We start from the raw sequence: 15,556 nt of genomic DNA on the forward strand, positions 1-15,556 counted from the left end.
CGTCCCTGTGTAGCACCTTGCAAGTGCATTGTTATTAACACAGGTATTTTGCCTGAACAGCACAGAGGGCGCTCCTTTCAGTTCATTCTGTCTTACTTCTTCAGATCGTTAAGCGGGACTTAAGGCCATGACATAGTAGTAATACCTAATCAAAAAAAATAAATCATTCCATAAGAAGATTTTCTATGGGCAGCTATCAAACCTTACTGCTGGGGGAAGCTTGCTAAATATCAGTTGAATAACCCACCATCCATAGATATTTAGAATTAACTGATTACTTTTTTACCTTCAAGTTTGTTCTTCACGGTAGCTATTTATGGGTGTTGTTGAGTATTTAAGGCAAGATTCCTACTGTGACTAATGAACAGATTTTAATTAATCCGACTGTTTTGGTTGGTTATAGGATCGAATCTTTCAGATGATTTAAAAAGACGTTTTAATGATTTCTGATCAAGGCTAATAATGATTATTACCCTTTTTAAATTGAATTAAACAAGTAAGGCGGGATGAACTGAAGAGAAATAAAGCGTTTAAATACTATTTAATCGAATAATAAAAGTAACTTGTATCTTTATTTGTATATCATCTGACTGCTCAGACTCGTACTTAATGTGAGTGGTCGTCTATGCAAGGCTCTTAAAATATGATTAGAAAATAGTAGTCAATGGTTGAATAAAAGAGAACGGCTAAATCATTAATCTCTAACTATACTCTTCTCTCCTTGTGTTATTACAGAATTGAGACGTTCAGCCGCATGAAAACTGTGCTTTTGGCAGCGCTGCTGCTTGTCTGTTGTGCCAGTGGCTCCTGGGTGGTTGCTCAGGAGTCAAAAAATGTTTCCCCGGACACTTTGGGGGAACAAATAAAAGCCCCTTCGTCAGATGTCAAGGAGGAAATTATTCAGTTACCGCTGGGGGTTTTGCAAAAAACGCCTGAAGGTTGGGGTTATTGGGACGGTGCTGTGAGGGCAGAGATTGAGGATTATCAGTCTTCTGCGGTATGGGGATACTTCAAAGCGGCCACAACCTGGGTATGTATGACCTGCATCATATACGCTATGGGCGGACATGATACCTTAGGAGCGAAGGCCATTAGTTTATATTTGACAGCTGGCCTGGCAATTGATGTTAGCTTTAATCTTAATAGAGCCTACCGAGTCTATACCCAGTGGGGTGAAGACCATGACGGAATCTGGCAGGTTCCATTCAGGGATCGGAAAGAGCCAGCCCTGTTGATTCTTTTCTATCAGCATCCAGCGGGTAATGTCCATTACACAATCATGAGCCTTTATGATCAGGAGGCCAGTGATGATCGCTACATAAATGATGAATATTTGCGACTAGCGAAAATTCTATACAAAAGACAGATTTATCTCACATTGACTCCGGAGGAAGAAAAGCCGGGTGATCAAACAAGTTTGCGGGATGAATTGGCTCGGGATAGTGATCTGGCGGTTTCATTGTTTCAGAGCACTAATCAGGAGCTGCTGTATCACGTTGACTTCAGTGGCAGTGCATCTCTTCCCTGGGTAGAGCTTTCCCTGACCAAGGCCCAGGGTGCAGATGCAGAGCAGGAGTATTTATCAGCGGTCTCCCCCTTATGGATAGGTCATGTAGCTGACTGGTTGTCTAAGCCTGCCAGCTGGAATCTGATGAGAAAATTTGCAGAAGCAAGACAAGAATTGCCAGAACAGAGCGGGCCCATGTTTGCTGATGATGAGCTGGGTATAGAGCGTATTTTGGCTAAAGAAGCAGATTCCGGCTGTTTGCAGCTGGATATGGATTCAGTGACCTTGAGGCTGCCTCCATCAGGTATTTTGATGACTGGTGATCAACACTGCTTTTCTTTAGGTCGGAAAACCACGCCTTATGCAGCAGAGCATCGGATGCCTGCAAGTTTTTCTTATAACCAATATGACACTGAGAGTGCTTTGGTATGGGAGTGGGGTGCGAAGAAAGTTAAGTTGTATGCACTTAACTGGCTGACTGCTCTGACTGCCTCTAAAGGGTTGAAGTGGTATTTTGGCCGAAAGAACCAGCAGGCAGTGGTAGTGGTTGGATCGGCTGAGGTGATTGAAGTTCAAACCACTGGAAAGGATCTGGTTCCGGTGGATAATGAAGCCCTTATGGTACCTCCAGATAATAGAGGTAAAGGTGGGACGGCTACTGCTCTTAAACTGGCAAATCAACCTGCAAGAGAGCCTTTATCAACAATGGCGCAAGCTTTGAAAACCCATCGACTTGCAAAACAGGAAAGTCTTTCAGATAGCAGTGATGAAGGTGAAGGTGGATTACCACCACCACCTCCCCCGCCCAAGATACAGGCACCGAAGGACTATAAGATCGTGATCAAGAAACGATCTGAGATGGGGGATCTGAAAAACAGACCTAAACCACCGGGTGGAAACACAACGGGTGATGTGGGTGTTTCAATGGACGAAATGTTGAAGAAAAGGGAGCAAATGCTTGGAAAAGGAAAAGGCACTGGTGCTAAACCGCAACCTGGTCTTGCTGGAGAAGGGGTTGGTGGATCCAAGCCAAAAGCACCACCTCCTGTAGCACCCAGACCTAAGTTAACTCAGATGCAAAGAGATACAATGAGGACGAAGGTTCTGGAACTGTTACCAGAGAAGGAGCTGATCGTCATAGACGAAGAGACCGAAACAGTCACAGTCGGCTCATTCAAAGTTGCGCCTGATAAGTGGAATAGCTTTGCCAAAGCAGCCAAGGTGGCTCATCAGAAAGAAATGGAGCGTTTATCTGTGGTAGCCGCTACGATGCCTGATAGAGCGGTTGAAGAGTGGGATGGGGTCACTTACACATTCGATTGGTTACTCGACTTCCTCTGGGACGAATCCATTGCTGAGGAAGCCATTATTGAGTAGTGGATAGGAAACAGTGATTAAGCCCCTGGTGGATAACCTCCAGGGGCTTTTTTATGAAGCTCGTAAAAGAAGTCAATTCTGGTGGGCTGGTCAATTAACAGGATTTTTAAATAAATCCGCACGGCAATAAAAATAATAAATTATATTTATCTTTACTCCGGGGTTTGTACAGAGATGTTGCTTTCAGATGAGAATCGGTCTGCTCTTGGCAATAGCGTTGCTAAGTGGTGTTTACGCCTATGCCAGGGAAGGGGCAGTCAGATTTGTTGAGCTGCCAGAAGGTCTTTATGAAGAGTATGAAAATGGCAGTTTCTGGTGGGAAGGAGCCAGTGCCGATGCAGTGGCCAGCTATCACACTTCCACTGTGTCGACCTGGTTTTGTTCGCTGACCTCTCTGTTTCCCGTATTCATGATCTTTAGTGCCGTTAGTCAATATTCCCCTCACAGTGTTCCCATGGCCAGACTGCTTTTTGCCGGTCTGACACTGACGGATTTTGCTTTTCTTTGCAGCGATGGAGTTGCGCTGATTCAAAGCAGTCGCCGCGTTCAGCCCGTTATTTATACTCTGCCTTTTCAGGATCGGAGCAGGGCGCCTCTGCTGATTCAAGTCATTGCCGGACATTTACCATTCAATGTCCAGTACCGAATCCACTCACTCTGGCAGCCCGGAATATCAGATTCAGATTATGGTGATGATGAATACCTGGCGCTGGCAAAAGTCCTTTCCAGTAAGGGTCAGTACCTCAGGCTGTCAGTGGATCAAGATGAAGAAACTGGCTCGGCAATCAGTTGGTTTACTGAGCGAGTACTGCAAATGGAAGTACGTCAGGTGGGTGGAAATACATCGGCTCTGGTGCATTTTGAAGAAACGTCTGCCCGTAAGTGGATTGAACCTTATCTGCTGGATCTCTCGGAAATAGAGTCTTCTGATGAGCTCTATCAGGCTGCGATCAGTCCTGAATGGATGATAAACCTCTCACAGTGGTTGTCAGAACATTCTGATGAAGCTTTTGAAGAGGAAGTGATTCATGTCGAGGTAGGGCCTTTCTCTGCAAAGGTGTTTGATGATCCTTTTGACCGTTACTCCCTGGATCAAGGTGAGGAGCATTGTTGGTCACTGGATATGGGAAGCGTTCAATGGAACTTACCAAAAGAAGGCATTGTATTTTCAGACACTGGTTGTTTCTCACTGGGTCAAAAAGGAGTTAAGGCATCACAGGGAGGATCTCACATTGCCCAAAATGACAGGGACAGCCGTTACTATCTCTACAAAGATAAAGCTGTAAAACAGCTGATGGTGACAGCATTTAATGGCGTTATGGGTAAAACCTTGAAATATGGTATGAGTCGATTTCTTGGGAAAAATCACCCACAGCCAGTTTTGAATAGGGGTTTTCTTGGTAAAAGCCACCCACAGCCGACTTTGAAAAGGAATCTGGACGTTTATCACCGGGGTGTCAATCAGCAGATTGCAAAGTCACAAACAAGTCAGCTCTCTTATGTTGATACTTTTGTAGATCAACCCATTCCCGTTATGTGGCTTCCCAATCGAGAAGGGACTGCCAGAGGCAGGGCTCGTGAAAAAAGTGGTGTTAACTCAGAAGGTGCAAGCAAGCGTAAATCATCAAAAGACATGCTGTCGGTAAAGCCCACCTTAAAGTCTCTGCAAGGGAAAGAAAATCCAGAGTCGTTTATCAAAGGCGTGGAGAATCGAAAGCTGGGGGTGCTGATCGAGGAGAGTGAAGACGTTGAAGAACGGATTACAGAAACCGTCACTCCGTCGGATGATGAGTCTGTTCTCAGGGTTAATGGCGAGTGGGTAAAGCTAGACGATCCCGCCCCAACCTTTCAAAGGGATCTTGCGCAGCCCTATTTGCCGGGAGAGCCCGCTTTTGAGGTTTTGATAGAGGAAGTGCTGACGCCACTGGATAAAGATCCGCTGAACCCTCTTGATCGTAAGCTGGGTCATGAACAAATCAAACAGTATGTAGAAGGGCTGTTTGAAGAGATTCGAGAATTTGAATGGTTTAGTAGCGATGGGCAGCACGCTACAAAGGCCGATGTTCCTGGACTGGCCCGCGCTGTACTGAAAAAAATGTTCTGGCCCAATAGAGATAGAAGACAGGGTTATGAAGGGGGAGTCCCTTCGCCTGTTTACGATGATTCTGATAACGAGTCCGGAATGTGGGATATGGGCTCAACCTATTTATTGTCGCAGGAATCTCTCGCAGAGGTGGCCCAGCATTATTATCCGGGGACTGAAGGTTTCGAACAGCTTCATCAGGTGTTACTGGCGCGAATGGCTGACCAGCAACATGATATCAGTGGCGTATTAAGTCTTTCTGATGATTTGAAACAACAATATAGGCAGGGTCTGGAAGCAGGTATTGCTGAAGAGGCCCAGGAGTTTGGTGGCCTGCAACTGTCTGTTCCCTTTTCCCTGATATCTGACAAGGTGGTTGCCAGAGCCTGGAAGAGTATGGTTGACCTGCTAAACCCCGAAATGAGGCCATTAATTATGGAAATCGCTCTCGTCACTGAAGAGAGTAGCTGGAAAGGTCTGGAGTGGTCTGAAGAGTATTCGTTACGGGAGGTGCTCTATAAAACCAAAGATTATGCATCTGGTACTGATTTTTTTGAAGGTATACTCAATGAAGTCATAGCCAGCCTGGAAAAGGATGGCTATAAACTCCAAAACAAGGTGCCTTCAGAAAAGCTTAAAGACGACTATATGGACATGTTAAAGGAGTGGATCCGTGATTATGAGATTATGGGCAATCCTCATGTTGGTCCTGCGACACCGGGTGATATACCCGAGCTTGCCTTTAAAATACTGACAATACTGCTCAAGCAGAATGCAGAGTGAGTAACTGTTTTTACATCGCAGCTTATTTCTCCGGCAGTTTTGGGGGAAGGAAGCGAATGAAAGTCGTGCCGTCCCCCTGAGTTTCTATGATGAGCTTCCACATCGGCCCACCATTATCAGGAATGACCAGGAACTGATGGTTACCTTGTGGGATAAAGCCGACAGCTGGCACCTGAACCAGTCCCAGTTGCTCCATGGTGATGAAAGGCAGACATCTTTGGGCTGGGCACTGGGCTTGAAGTAATTGGGCCAGGGCTCCGGACTGCAATACATAATTCAAAGCACCATGCAGTTGAGCCAGCAGAGTGTAGGAGAAGGGTGAGATTAAAACCTGGTTGGCAGTATGGTCCGCAATAAATTGAAAGCCGGGCGTTGATGCTTCTATGAGTGGGGGAAGAATGGCGCCTTCCACTACAACCTGTTGCTGTTCTGAATGAATGGTTCTGGCAAAACCATACAGAGCTCTTAACTGATTCCGATGGAAGTAAAGGTGAATAAAGACAGAGCCTCTGTGTTCCCTGATCCAGCTCAGAATAACTCTCAGGATCTCTTCAGAAGAGGTTGGTGCACCTTCATAAATGTCACCGCCGGGCATTTCAGTGGATATCCAGCCTATTCCTGATTGTTGAAGAGGGCCTTTACAGCTGGAGCAGTCGGCGATGGAAGCGGGCGCTCCTCTGGCAACAACGCCTGTCGGGTCTGATGATGCATCGCCCTCAATGGCCGTCAGGCCTTTGCCACAGTACCGGCAAAACTCATTGATTTTGCCTCTTTTCATGGCCCCGGCTGCCAGTCTCCAGGCCGGGTTTCCTTCTTCAAACCGGGAGCCCTGATCCACCGCATTTTCGGTCTGGTTCAGGAGGTTCAGCATGTCATGGTGGGGTGTTTGTTGAGGGGAGTCGACTTCATCCGTTCCTTGGGTCGTTTCTGTATTTTGATCCGAATAACCTGGAAGGTACAGTTGGTATGTTACATGACCATTGTCTTCGAATACGTTCAGCATCAACTGCTCAGACCCCAGTTGCAGGGTGACCGTTTGGATCAAGGCTGCCTGTGAACAGGGTGAAACCACCAGGTACAAGCAGAGCAGGGTAAGTTTACGGAGCATAAAAGACCGTGATTTTATTTAATGGGTCGTGGAAATATAGAAGGGTTTGCAGAATAGGCAGGAACAAAAAAGCCCACAGTCTGACTGCAGGCTGATTGAATCTTCGTATCAATAGAATCGGGCGTAAACCCCTGATTTATAACAGGCTGCGACAATACTGAGTGCTATGTGACCTACTGCTTGCAGTCCGTTAAAAACGAATGAAACGATCGCTGCCGTTCTCCAGCCATCAGAACTGTTATTGCACTCAGGGCATTTTGGCCCTTCATAGCTGAGGGCCAGGTTGAAGTCCGCGCGCTTTGTTTTCGAACTAAGACCACAGCCTTTGCCCCAGAACGAAGCCCCCTCATTAGCAATGGTTTCGTTCAAGTTGAGAGTAGAGTACAGAGGGGTAAAGCAGGTTCCCATTCGTGGCCAGACAGTCAAGCTGGTAGGGCTGCTGTCCCGATCAAAAAACTCAGCCCAAGTAATGACTTCCTCCAGAGGAGCCGGTCCATAGTTCTCTTCAGCCTCAACTTGCTTACCGGCAGATGGGCTGTTACCACAGGCCCGAATCAGGTTGTCGGTAATACTGTTGGCAAAGACATGCACTTCCAGATCGTGTTCACCGGTTTGCAGAAACTGCATGGCACAGACGGATGTCCAGGTCGTGGAAGAAGGGGAGTGGAAATAGTTTTCTGCTACTTTTGAGCGTTCTGTTCTGGAAGCGTTATGAAGATTCTCTAATGCAAGAAGCACTCTGGTCTGGCCGTCTGGGGCATCATTGCCATCCATATAAAAATCATCATGCTCTATTTGTCCATATACGTGCTTAAGGTGCATACCTCTCTGGAAACTCGTGCCTCCAACCGCGCCTGTAACTCGGGTGACGTTGTGTTTGATATCAACTTCCTTGTGGGAGTTTTCATCAGGGCCACCTTCCAGCAGCACTCCGTGCTCAGCACCTTCGAGCTCGAACCAGCTTTTGCTGATCCTGTACTCTCCCTCTGAGGAGATATTGTCAGCCCCCTCGTTATCAACCCAAACCAGTGCTTTCAGACCGGGTCTACCAACCAGTCCCAGCCTGGATATATCAAAATGACTGCTGCCTCTGCTGTATGCCAATACTTTGGGGTGCGTAGTCGTATTGAAGGAACTGCTTTCACTCAACTCGAACTCGCTGGCATCCATGGCGAGCCCGGTAATATTGTTATCCTGCGAGAAATCCAGAAGGCAATAGATCTGATCGCCTCCAATATCGAAATTGCTGGCGGGTGCAATAAAAACTAAACCCTCTTCGCCAGATCCGTTCGAGATAATGCCTGCGGTTCCTTTTGGCTTTAAAGTTCTTGATATTTCATAGGGGTTTGTCCGTGGTCTGGCAGGCACAATCAGCAAATAGTTGGCTGGCAGGTCATCCACAGCATCGTCCAGTTTTTGGTTAGGCTGTAAGTGACGTATCTGCTCTTCAGTGTACTTAACGCAGGTAGCCCTGTTTTCAGTTTTATCGGGAATGGCCATGCAAGACGGAGGCGTTGTAGTCTGTCGCTTGGCAAGACCCGTCTCTTTTTTTTCAGAAGCTTGTTCCGGCTGCCAGACCTCAACCGATTTTTCCTGTTGGACTGATGAGGGGGAGCTTGTAGAGGCAGCTCCTGCCGTTATTGAAAACAGAAAAAGACTGCATGCCATAGAGCATGTACAAAAATCTAATTTCATAAAGCCTCTCTTAAAGTCAGTAAGAAGACGCAGTCGGCCGTTGCGCATCCTAAAGATAGGATAGGTACAAATGGGAATAATTATCGTTTGTAATATTGATCAGATTTTATCGCTTTAATAGTTATAGATTTGGGTCTTAAAAAAGGGTTCTTTCTCATTTATTGAGTCATCAACATTGCTGGGTATAAGAAGAGTTGAAGTTTTTTGTCTGATCCATTTCTCCAAAATTCCGTTATTCACGCCTATGACAGTAAAAAATGAGTGATGCGTCGTTTAATGGGGTTTTACCATTCAGGTTTACTGACAGGTTGCCTTTGTTGAATGGCTTGAGCCTTTTCAAAGACCGCTGTTACTCACTAAAGATTTTGATCAGGCAGGTTAGCAGCTCTGGTTTCAGGCTCGGTTCGGTAATCGGTTTTTATTGCTTTTCTGCTATTAGCATTACAAAAAATACAAATCATTATTGTTTACAGATAAGAATGATTATCTATAAATAACAGGTGCTTGTTACAAGGATCTCTCTTCGGGAGTCGTATCACTTGAATGATGGGGTGGAGTCAATGAGCAGAAAGCTGTTGGTGTTTCTTCTGGCAATGTCTCTGAGTAAAGCGCTTTATGCTAATGCCCTGGCTTTATACGACGAAGAGCAAGCAATGCTCAATCAGGCTGATTACCCGTTGGCAATGCCATCGGAGCCACTCACTGAAATCCGAATGATCGTATTTACTCCCCTATCCAAAGATGCCCTGAAGCCTGATCAGGAAAAAGTAGTGAGGGAAACCGTGTCGCTGGAAATTGATGGTGAACCGGTCACCATAGAAGTGGAAAGTCATCGTTCCGAAGCAGGGTTTAGAAGCGCTATAAAAAGATTGGCAGAAGAAGAGGGGGTTTTGGATCGGGATGAAAGATCTCTTGATTCTGAGGGTATGGGCCAGAACAGGAATAATACTTCCGTAACCGACCAGGAGTGGCTTGAAACCTCATTTCTATGGTCAAGAGAATCTCTAGAACAGGTGATTTTTATAGGGGCTTTTATTGTTGAGTATCCAGAGCATCGGGGGAAAATACTGATCGGCTCCGCCATAGGTGCCTCTGGAACGGCAACGGTGGTGCTGGTGGGGGGCGTATTGTTGGATAAGTTCGCCAGCGGGATACCAGAAGCCATGATCGATCTGATCGAATGGGGAACGAGTATTCTGGGAGCCGCCGTGTTCGCCCGCTTCAATTATATGGTATCCAACAGCATTGCATCCCGTAGATTGCCTGGTGGAGGCAGTTCAACAGGTCGGACAACCAGTGGCTATGATGTAGGGTCTTACGTGGTATTCCCTGTAGTGATTTATTCCGCTAAAGAAATGGCAGAAGCGGGGTTCGGTACTTTGAAGGTGTTGTCAAAAGGTCATTATGAAGCTTCTGCCATGCCGCTGATTCCCATGGCTTTCTTTACGGTAACGACGCTGGTTGTTTATAAAGACAAACTGCCTTACATAAAAAGCTATCACTGTCCCGCGTGCGTCAGAGGTCAATATGTTCTTTCGGTCATCGCACGGGCGGGTTTAACCGTGGTAGGAGCCGGCATGCTTTCGGGAGCGGCTCATGAAACAGAAGATCTGACGGATTGGCATTCTCCAACGGTTTGGGATGCAAACAATAAAACGGTCGTTAATGGTTATGATTTCTGGGGAGATAGTTCGGCGCTGGCGCTGATCCTTTCTCCTTTGGGGTTTAGAGCCACTCCCAGTGTAGCGACGATGGTCACCTGGTTTGCTTACGCCGCAGCGATTACGGGCATGAATGTCTTTATTGAGTATATGTACTGGAAAAGGGTCAGAATAGATGCACGAGTTCGAGGTGGAGCAGGCAGTGAGGTTGAGATGCAACTTATTGATACAGGTTCGACTCAATGATGATTAGCAGAGAAAGGGTTCAGGTCGTCTGAAATAAAAAAACCGCAGCCAGATAGCTGCGGTTTTCATAACAAGAATGTGGATCAGAGAAAATCAGTTCTTCTCTTCTTTCTTTTCCTTGTTGTCTTCGTTCAGGCTGTACACATAGGTAGCTACCAGGTGTACTTTTTCCTTACCCAGAATGTCTTTCCAGGCAGGCATGACACCGTTACGACCGCTACGAATGGTGTACTCAACCTGAGCCTGACTTGAACCATACAGCCAGGTGTCATCGGTCAGGTCGGGGGCTCCCAGCAGCTGGTTACCCTTACCATCAGCGTTATGACATACGGCACAGGTTGTGTCATAAACTTTTTTACCCGCTTTGGCTGTAGCAGGGTCGATATTGTCGACCAGGCCAGCGTTGGCACGAATAAAGGTGGCTACATCACGAACGCCTTTCTCACCAATCACCGCACCCCAGGCAGGCATCTGTCCGTTGCGGCCTTCCATAATAGTGGTGGTGATGGCATCGGCAGTGCCGCCGTACAACCAGTCATGATCGCTCAGATCCGGGAAGCCGAACGCTCCGCCTGCATCACTGCCGTGACACAAAGCGCAGTTGTTCAGGAAGATACGCTCACCCATTTTGACCGCTTTAGGGTTGTTCACCAGCTCTTCGATCGGCGTATTGGCATACTGTGCGAACAGCGGCTGATAACGGCGATTGTGTTTTTCCTGATGACGTTGCAATTCCCCAGTGGAGGTCCAGCCCAGAAAGCCTTTCCAGTTACCCAGTCCAGGATAAAGCCACAAGTAAAAAGCCGTAAAAATAAAGGTGGCAACAAAGAGAGCCAGCCACCATTTAGGCATGGGGTTGTCCAGCTCTTCAATGCCATCGTAGGCATGTCCCGTGGTTTGTGTCGTTGTCTCGCTACGCTGCTGTCTCCAGGTGGTATACAGCACATAGCTTACAAAAGCCAGACAGGCCAGAGTAAGGAAGACAACCCACCCACTCCAGAAGCTACTCATCATTATATGGCCCCTTTATCCTTGTCTGCATGCTCGCAACTTATTTCGCCACGAGCGTCTCGTGTATTTATATGAGCTGCGTCGTCTTCAAACGGCAGTGATGCCGCTTCATTAAAGTCCCGCTTCTTGCTGCCACTGTATGCCCAGAAGCAAACCGCCAGAAAGGCGATCATGGCTAAAACAGTGGACAGTCCTCTCAGATCATTAATATCCATGGGTGTCACCGTTTGTTCTGGATTACGGTGCCGAGCGACTGTAGATAAGCCACTATGGCATCCATTTCAGTGCGACCTTTTACAGCGGTGGAGGCACCTTCGATGTCATCATCGGTATAAGGTACGCCCAGGCTTCTCAGGACTTCCATTTTCCTGCTGGTCAGTTTGCCGTCCAGAACGTTAACGTTCAGCCAGGGGTAAGACGGCATGATGGACTCAGGTACAACGTCTCTCGGATTATTGAGGTGGGCACGATGCCACTCATCAGAGTAACGACCCCCTACGCGAGCCAGATCGGGACCTGTGCGTTTGGAACCCCACAGGAACGGATACTCGTAGACGGATTCTCCGGCTACAGAGTAGTGACCGTAGCGCTCTACTTCAGCACGCAGAGGACGAACCATTTGAGAGTGACAGCCTACACAGCCTTCGCGAATGTAGATGTCACGACCTTCCAGTTGAAGCGCGGTGTAAGGCTTGAGGCCTTCAACCGGCTCAGTGGTAGTTTTCTGGAAAAACAGTGGCACGATCTCAACCAGGCCACCAAAGCTGATGGCTACTACGATCAATGCCACCATCAAACCAAGATTTTTTTCGACTAAATCATGTTTTCTCATGGTGAACTCCCCGGATCAGGCTGTCTGTGCAGGTGACGCCTGAACTTCACCTTCATACTGATTTTCACTGCCAAGTTTGACAGTGCGGTACACGTTGTAAGCCATGATCAGAACACCTACTACGAAGAAGGTGCCACCGATTGCACGGACAACGTAGCCGAAGTGACTGGCCGATACAGACTCAATAAAGCTGTAGGTCAGTGTGCCGTCGTTGTTTACTGCTCTCCACATCAGGCCCTGGGTAATGCCGTTAACCCACATGGCAACCACGTAAAGAACGGTGCCAATGGTAGCCAGCCAGAAGTGAGCGTTAATCAAGCCAACGCTGTACATTTGCTCACGACCGCAAACCCTTGGAATCAAGTGGTACAGAGAACCGAAGGAAACCATGGCTACCCAGCCCAGTGCGCCGGAGTGTACGTGGCCAATGGTCCAGTCTGTGTAGTGAGACAGGGCATTAACCGTCTTGATGGCCATCATGGGGCCTTCGAAAGTAGACATACCGTAGAAGGACAGGGAAACCACCAAAAAGCGCAGGATTGGATCGGTGCGCAGTTTGTGCCAGGCTCCGGACAGAGTCATGATGCCGTTAATCATGCCACCCCAGGAAGGTGCAAGCAGGATCAGAGACATGACCATACCCAGGCTCTGAGCCCAGTCAGGCAGAGCGGTATAATGCAGATGGTGTGGACCCGCCCAGATGTAGATCGCAATCAGTGCCCAGAAGTGCACGATAGACAGGCGGTAGGAGTAAACCGGACGCTCAGCCTGCTTGGGTACGAAATAGTACATCATGCCCAGAAAGCCAGCTGTCAGGAAAAATCCAACAGCGTTGTGTCCGTACCACCACTGAATAGCGGCATCCATTGCACCGGCATAAGCGGAGTAGGATTTAGTCATGGACACAGGGACGGCAGCGCTGTTTACAATGTGCAGAACCGCAACAGTAATAATGAAGGCGCCGAAGAACCAGTTGGCCACATAAATGTGCTTGGCCTTACGCTTCATGATGGTGCCAAAGAACACTATCGCGTAGCTGATCCAGACGATCGCAATCAGGATATCAATGGGCCATTCCAGCTCGGCATACTCTTTGGTAGAGGTCATGCCCAGGGGAAGAGTGATTGCGGCCAGTACGATAACCAGCTGCCAGCCCCAGAATGTGAATGTTGCCAGTCTCGGTAGAGCCAGAGTGGCTTGACAGGTTCTTTGTACGACATAGTAGGAGGTGGAAAAAAGAACACAGCCTCCAAATGCGAAAATAACCGCGTTAGTGTGTAATGGCCTCAACCGGCCGAAGCTGGTCCAGGGTAAATCAAGATTCAGTTCAGGGAATACCATCTGGGTAGCGATGAACAGTCCCATACCCATCCCAACGATGGCCCAAACCACCGCCATGATGGCAAACTGCCTGACAACCTTATAGTTATAGGTTGGCTGTAACGTTGCAGTGCTCATGCTCCATGTTACCTTCGGATTCTGCTAGCAAATTACGACTTGGAGATAACCTGAGGCTGTACACCTACGACCGGAAATCCAGAAACACACCATTGCCGTCAGGCTGCCTTGCAAGAATTGCAGGGCATAGCTGTCCATTATCCGGTTGCTGATCGCTTCCAGAGTAGGAAATCAATGATGTTCTACTGGATTTCAGGCCGGATAGCTTCTGCTTCCGGCCAGCTCCCCTGGGTTGTCCGTAAGGCCTTCATGCTGCAATTTTTATTCTTATTTGAATAAGCCCTGCAGATGATGATTTGAGTCGGAACACTCCGCTCATGAGCAGTACCATAAAGGCAGCCCTGTTGAGTTATTTGACCCGGGTCGGGTATCCGGTTCACTTCCTTACAGAGATTCTATGGCTCTGCTTTGATGAACGGCTACTGACACTGGTTGAATGACTCTGAGTGTTTTTGTCCTGGATCGGTACTCCTGGTCTTGCACACTTCTGATTATTATCCGGTCCTTATCGGCTGGCAGTATCGATACCGCCAAACCCGCCGCAATCATACAGAAATATCACTAGACCTGCTAATGCTTTTTAGGTATGAGCGGATGATTTGTATTGAAAGCTTTTGCGAAAGTTTGTTTTGTATGTGAAGTGTCAGGATTGGCAAGGGCTGAGGGCTACGCGAAGGTGGTTTCGTTAAATTTATGCTGAGATTTACCGTGATTGTCAGGAGATGTTCGCTTCTGTGTCAGCTGTTTTATGCAAGAGGTATAACAATTAAGTTACACCTCTTAATGGCAGGTAGATCTCGATCAGAGGTTCAGTGTGAATGCATTGAGTTGATCAGAGCTTGCCCTGTTTTGCTGAACGATGAGTCAGGTGTTCCTTTGAAACAGGCCATCGTCCAGGGATAACGATCAGTGATGTAATACCCATACTGACCATTCAGAGTCATGCCGTTGCATTCATCCAGGTCACCGCTGTTGGCCTGGTATTCATAATCGCCTGTGAACTGGCCATTATAATTGTTGCTGCTGACGGCACCGTTGCCTGCAACCGGTGTTGTATAGGGAGAAACGAATTGCCGGGTTCCGCTTTTCAAAACAAAACTGGATCTGACTTTACGCACGACTCCGTCGTCAGGGTCGCTGAAGCAGGGGCCATACACGGGAAAGCCATCAGCGGCAAATCCAATTACCGGAGACTCCTGTCCCTGTGATTCACAGTCCTGAAAGTACATCGCTTTCGGGTCTCCATGATAATGGTAAGTGCCGTCTGGCTGAACATGGGCATTATGTTCATCGGTTCCGAAATTATTCAGGGGTGACATGGGGTCATAACGCTAGGGGTTATTTCAGTGGTGAGTACCGAAGGGTTACTGAGATATAAAACATTGACAGGAAGCGTGAATCGCTTTGCCTTAGTGAACTTTTCGAGATCCTTGGCTCGGGGTGTTGATAAGCCTATGATCGTGATCACCGACGGACATCCTGCGCATAGGGCTAAATATACGAAGGAGTATGTAGCACAAGAACCAAAGCTTATGGGGCTTCATCTATTGCCGGGGTATTCCCGGAGTTGAACCCTGATGAGCAGGCTTGGAATCACCTGAAAGAGAAGCTCGGCAAGACTGCCTGAAGACAAAAGATGAATTTATCCGATTTATTCGAGGCAAAATGCGTAATTCCTAAAAAGCTGCTGGACAGAGAAAGAGAATAATACCTTTCCCTTGCAGCGACTATCCTTTATCCCATGGTTTTCTCAACCCGCAACGAACAGCAGAGTGAACAGACTGCAAAGCTTCTT

General features: G+C 47.6%; 12 protein-coding genes. 5 read left to right on the top strand and 7 right to left on the bottom strand.

Annotated features, from left to right (window positions below; translation table 11 throughout):
* Nucleotides 1-754 precede the first annotated feature (754 nt).
* Both ACR2PX_RS00430 and ACR2PX_RS00435 read left to right on the top strand, forming a co-directional pair.
* Entirely contained in the window at nt 755-2,884 is a 2,130-nt protein-coding gene (locus ACR2PX_RS00430) for a hypothetical protein (protein ID WP_433997395.1), read from the top strand.
* Between the two features lie 187 nt (nt 2,885-3,071).
* Nucleotides 3,072-5,750 carry a hypothetical protein gene (locus ACR2PX_RS00435; RefSeq protein WP_433997396.1) on the top strand — a complete coding sequence of 893 codons (2,679 nt, stop codon included), beginning with the start codon at nt 3,072-3,074 and terminating at the stop codon, nt 5,748-5,750.
* Nucleotides 5,751-5,772: 22 nt separating this feature from the next.
* On the opposite strand, the gene ACR2PX_RS00440 is transcribed toward ACR2PX_RS00435, so the two are convergent.
* Both ACR2PX_RS00440 and ACR2PX_RS00445 read right to left on the bottom strand, forming a co-directional pair.
* Nucleotides 5,773-6,858: a hypothetical protein gene (locus ACR2PX_RS00440; RefSeq protein ID WP_433997397.1), complete on the bottom strand. Its 1,086-nt coding sequence runs from the start codon at nt 6,856-6,858 to the stop codon at nt 5,773-5,775.
* A gap of 108 nt (nt 6,859-6,966) precedes the next feature.
* Nucleotides 6,967-8,553: a hypothetical protein gene (locus tag ACR2PX_RS00445; protein WP_433997398.1), complete on the bottom strand. Its 1,587-nt coding sequence runs from the start codon at nt 8,551-8,553 to the stop codon at nt 6,967-6,969.
* Between the two features lie 560 nt (nt 8,554-9,113).
* Here ACR2PX_RS00445 and ACR2PX_RS00450 point away from each other — a divergent pair.
* Nucleotides 9,114-10,460: a hypothetical protein gene (locus ACR2PX_RS00450; RefSeq protein WP_433997399.1), complete on the top strand. Its 1,347-nt coding sequence runs from the start codon at nt 9,114-9,116 to the stop codon at nt 10,458-10,460.
* Between the two features lie 93 nt (nt 10,461-10,553).
* Here the strand turns inward: ACR2PX_RS00450 and ccoP are convergent, their stop codons facing one another.
* From ccoP to ccoN, 4 genes are read right to left on the bottom strand one after another with little or no spacing between them, the layout of a single operon-like run.
* On the bottom strand, nt 10,554-11,474 hold the full coding sequence (ccoP, locus tag ACR2PX_RS00455; RefSeq protein ID WP_433997400.1) for a cytochrome-c oxidase, cbb3-type subunit III: 921 nt from the start codon (nt 11,472-11,474) through the stop codon (nt 10,554-10,556).
* On the bottom strand, nt 11,474-11,686 hold the full coding sequence (locus tag ACR2PX_RS00460) for a cbb3-type cytochrome oxidase subunit 3 (RefSeq protein WP_433997401.1): 213 nt from the start codon (nt 11,684-11,686) through the stop codon (nt 11,474-11,476). Before ACR2PX_RS00460 ends, ccoP begins: the two co-directional genes overlap by 1 nt.
* Nucleotides 11,687-11,691: 5 nt before the next feature.
* Nucleotides 11,692-12,303, bottom strand: coding sequence for a cytochrome-c oxidase, cbb3-type subunit II (gene ccoO, locus ACR2PX_RS00465; protein ID WP_433997402.1), 612 nt, complete (start codon nt 12,301-12,303; stop codon nt 11,692-11,694).
* A 15-nt stretch (nt 12,304-12,318) separates the two neighbouring features.
* Complete coding sequence (ccoN, locus tag ACR2PX_RS00470; protein WP_433997403.1) at nt 12,319-13,761, bottom strand: cytochrome-c oxidase, cbb3-type subunit I; 1,443 nt, start codon at nt 13,759-13,761, stop codon at nt 12,319-12,321.
* 317 nt (nt 13,762-14,078) lie between these two features.
* Between ccoN and ACR2PX_RS00475 the strand changes: the two genes are divergently transcribed.
* A complete protein-coding gene (locus ACR2PX_RS00475) occupies nt 14,079-14,201 on the top strand; it encodes a hypothetical protein (RefSeq protein WP_433997404.1) in 123 nt (40 codons plus the stop codon).
* Nucleotides 14,202-14,570: 369 nt separating this feature from the next.
* Here ACR2PX_RS00475 and ACR2PX_RS00480 read toward each other — a convergent pair whose 3' ends face one another.
* Complete coding sequence (locus ACR2PX_RS00480; protein WP_433997405.1) at nt 14,571-15,080, bottom strand: YHYH protein; 510 nt, start codon at nt 15,078-15,080, stop codon at nt 14,571-14,573.
* A 30-nt stretch (nt 15,081-15,110) separates the two neighbouring features.
* On the opposite strand from ACR2PX_RS00480, the gene ACR2PX_RS00485 reads away from it, so the two are divergent.
* Nucleotides 15,111-15,332, top strand: a complete 222-nt coding sequence (locus ACR2PX_RS00485; RefSeq protein ID WP_433997406.1) for a hypothetical protein — start codon at nt 15,111-15,113, stop codon at nt 15,330-15,332.
* The last annotated feature ends 224 nt before the right edge of the window (nt 15,333-15,556 follow it).

It is taken from the genome of Endozoicomonas sp. (assembly GCF_051008435.1).
Taxonomy (GTDB): domain Bacteria; phylum Pseudomonadota; class Gammaproteobacteria; order Pseudomonadales; family Endozoicomonadaceae; genus Endozoicomonas_A.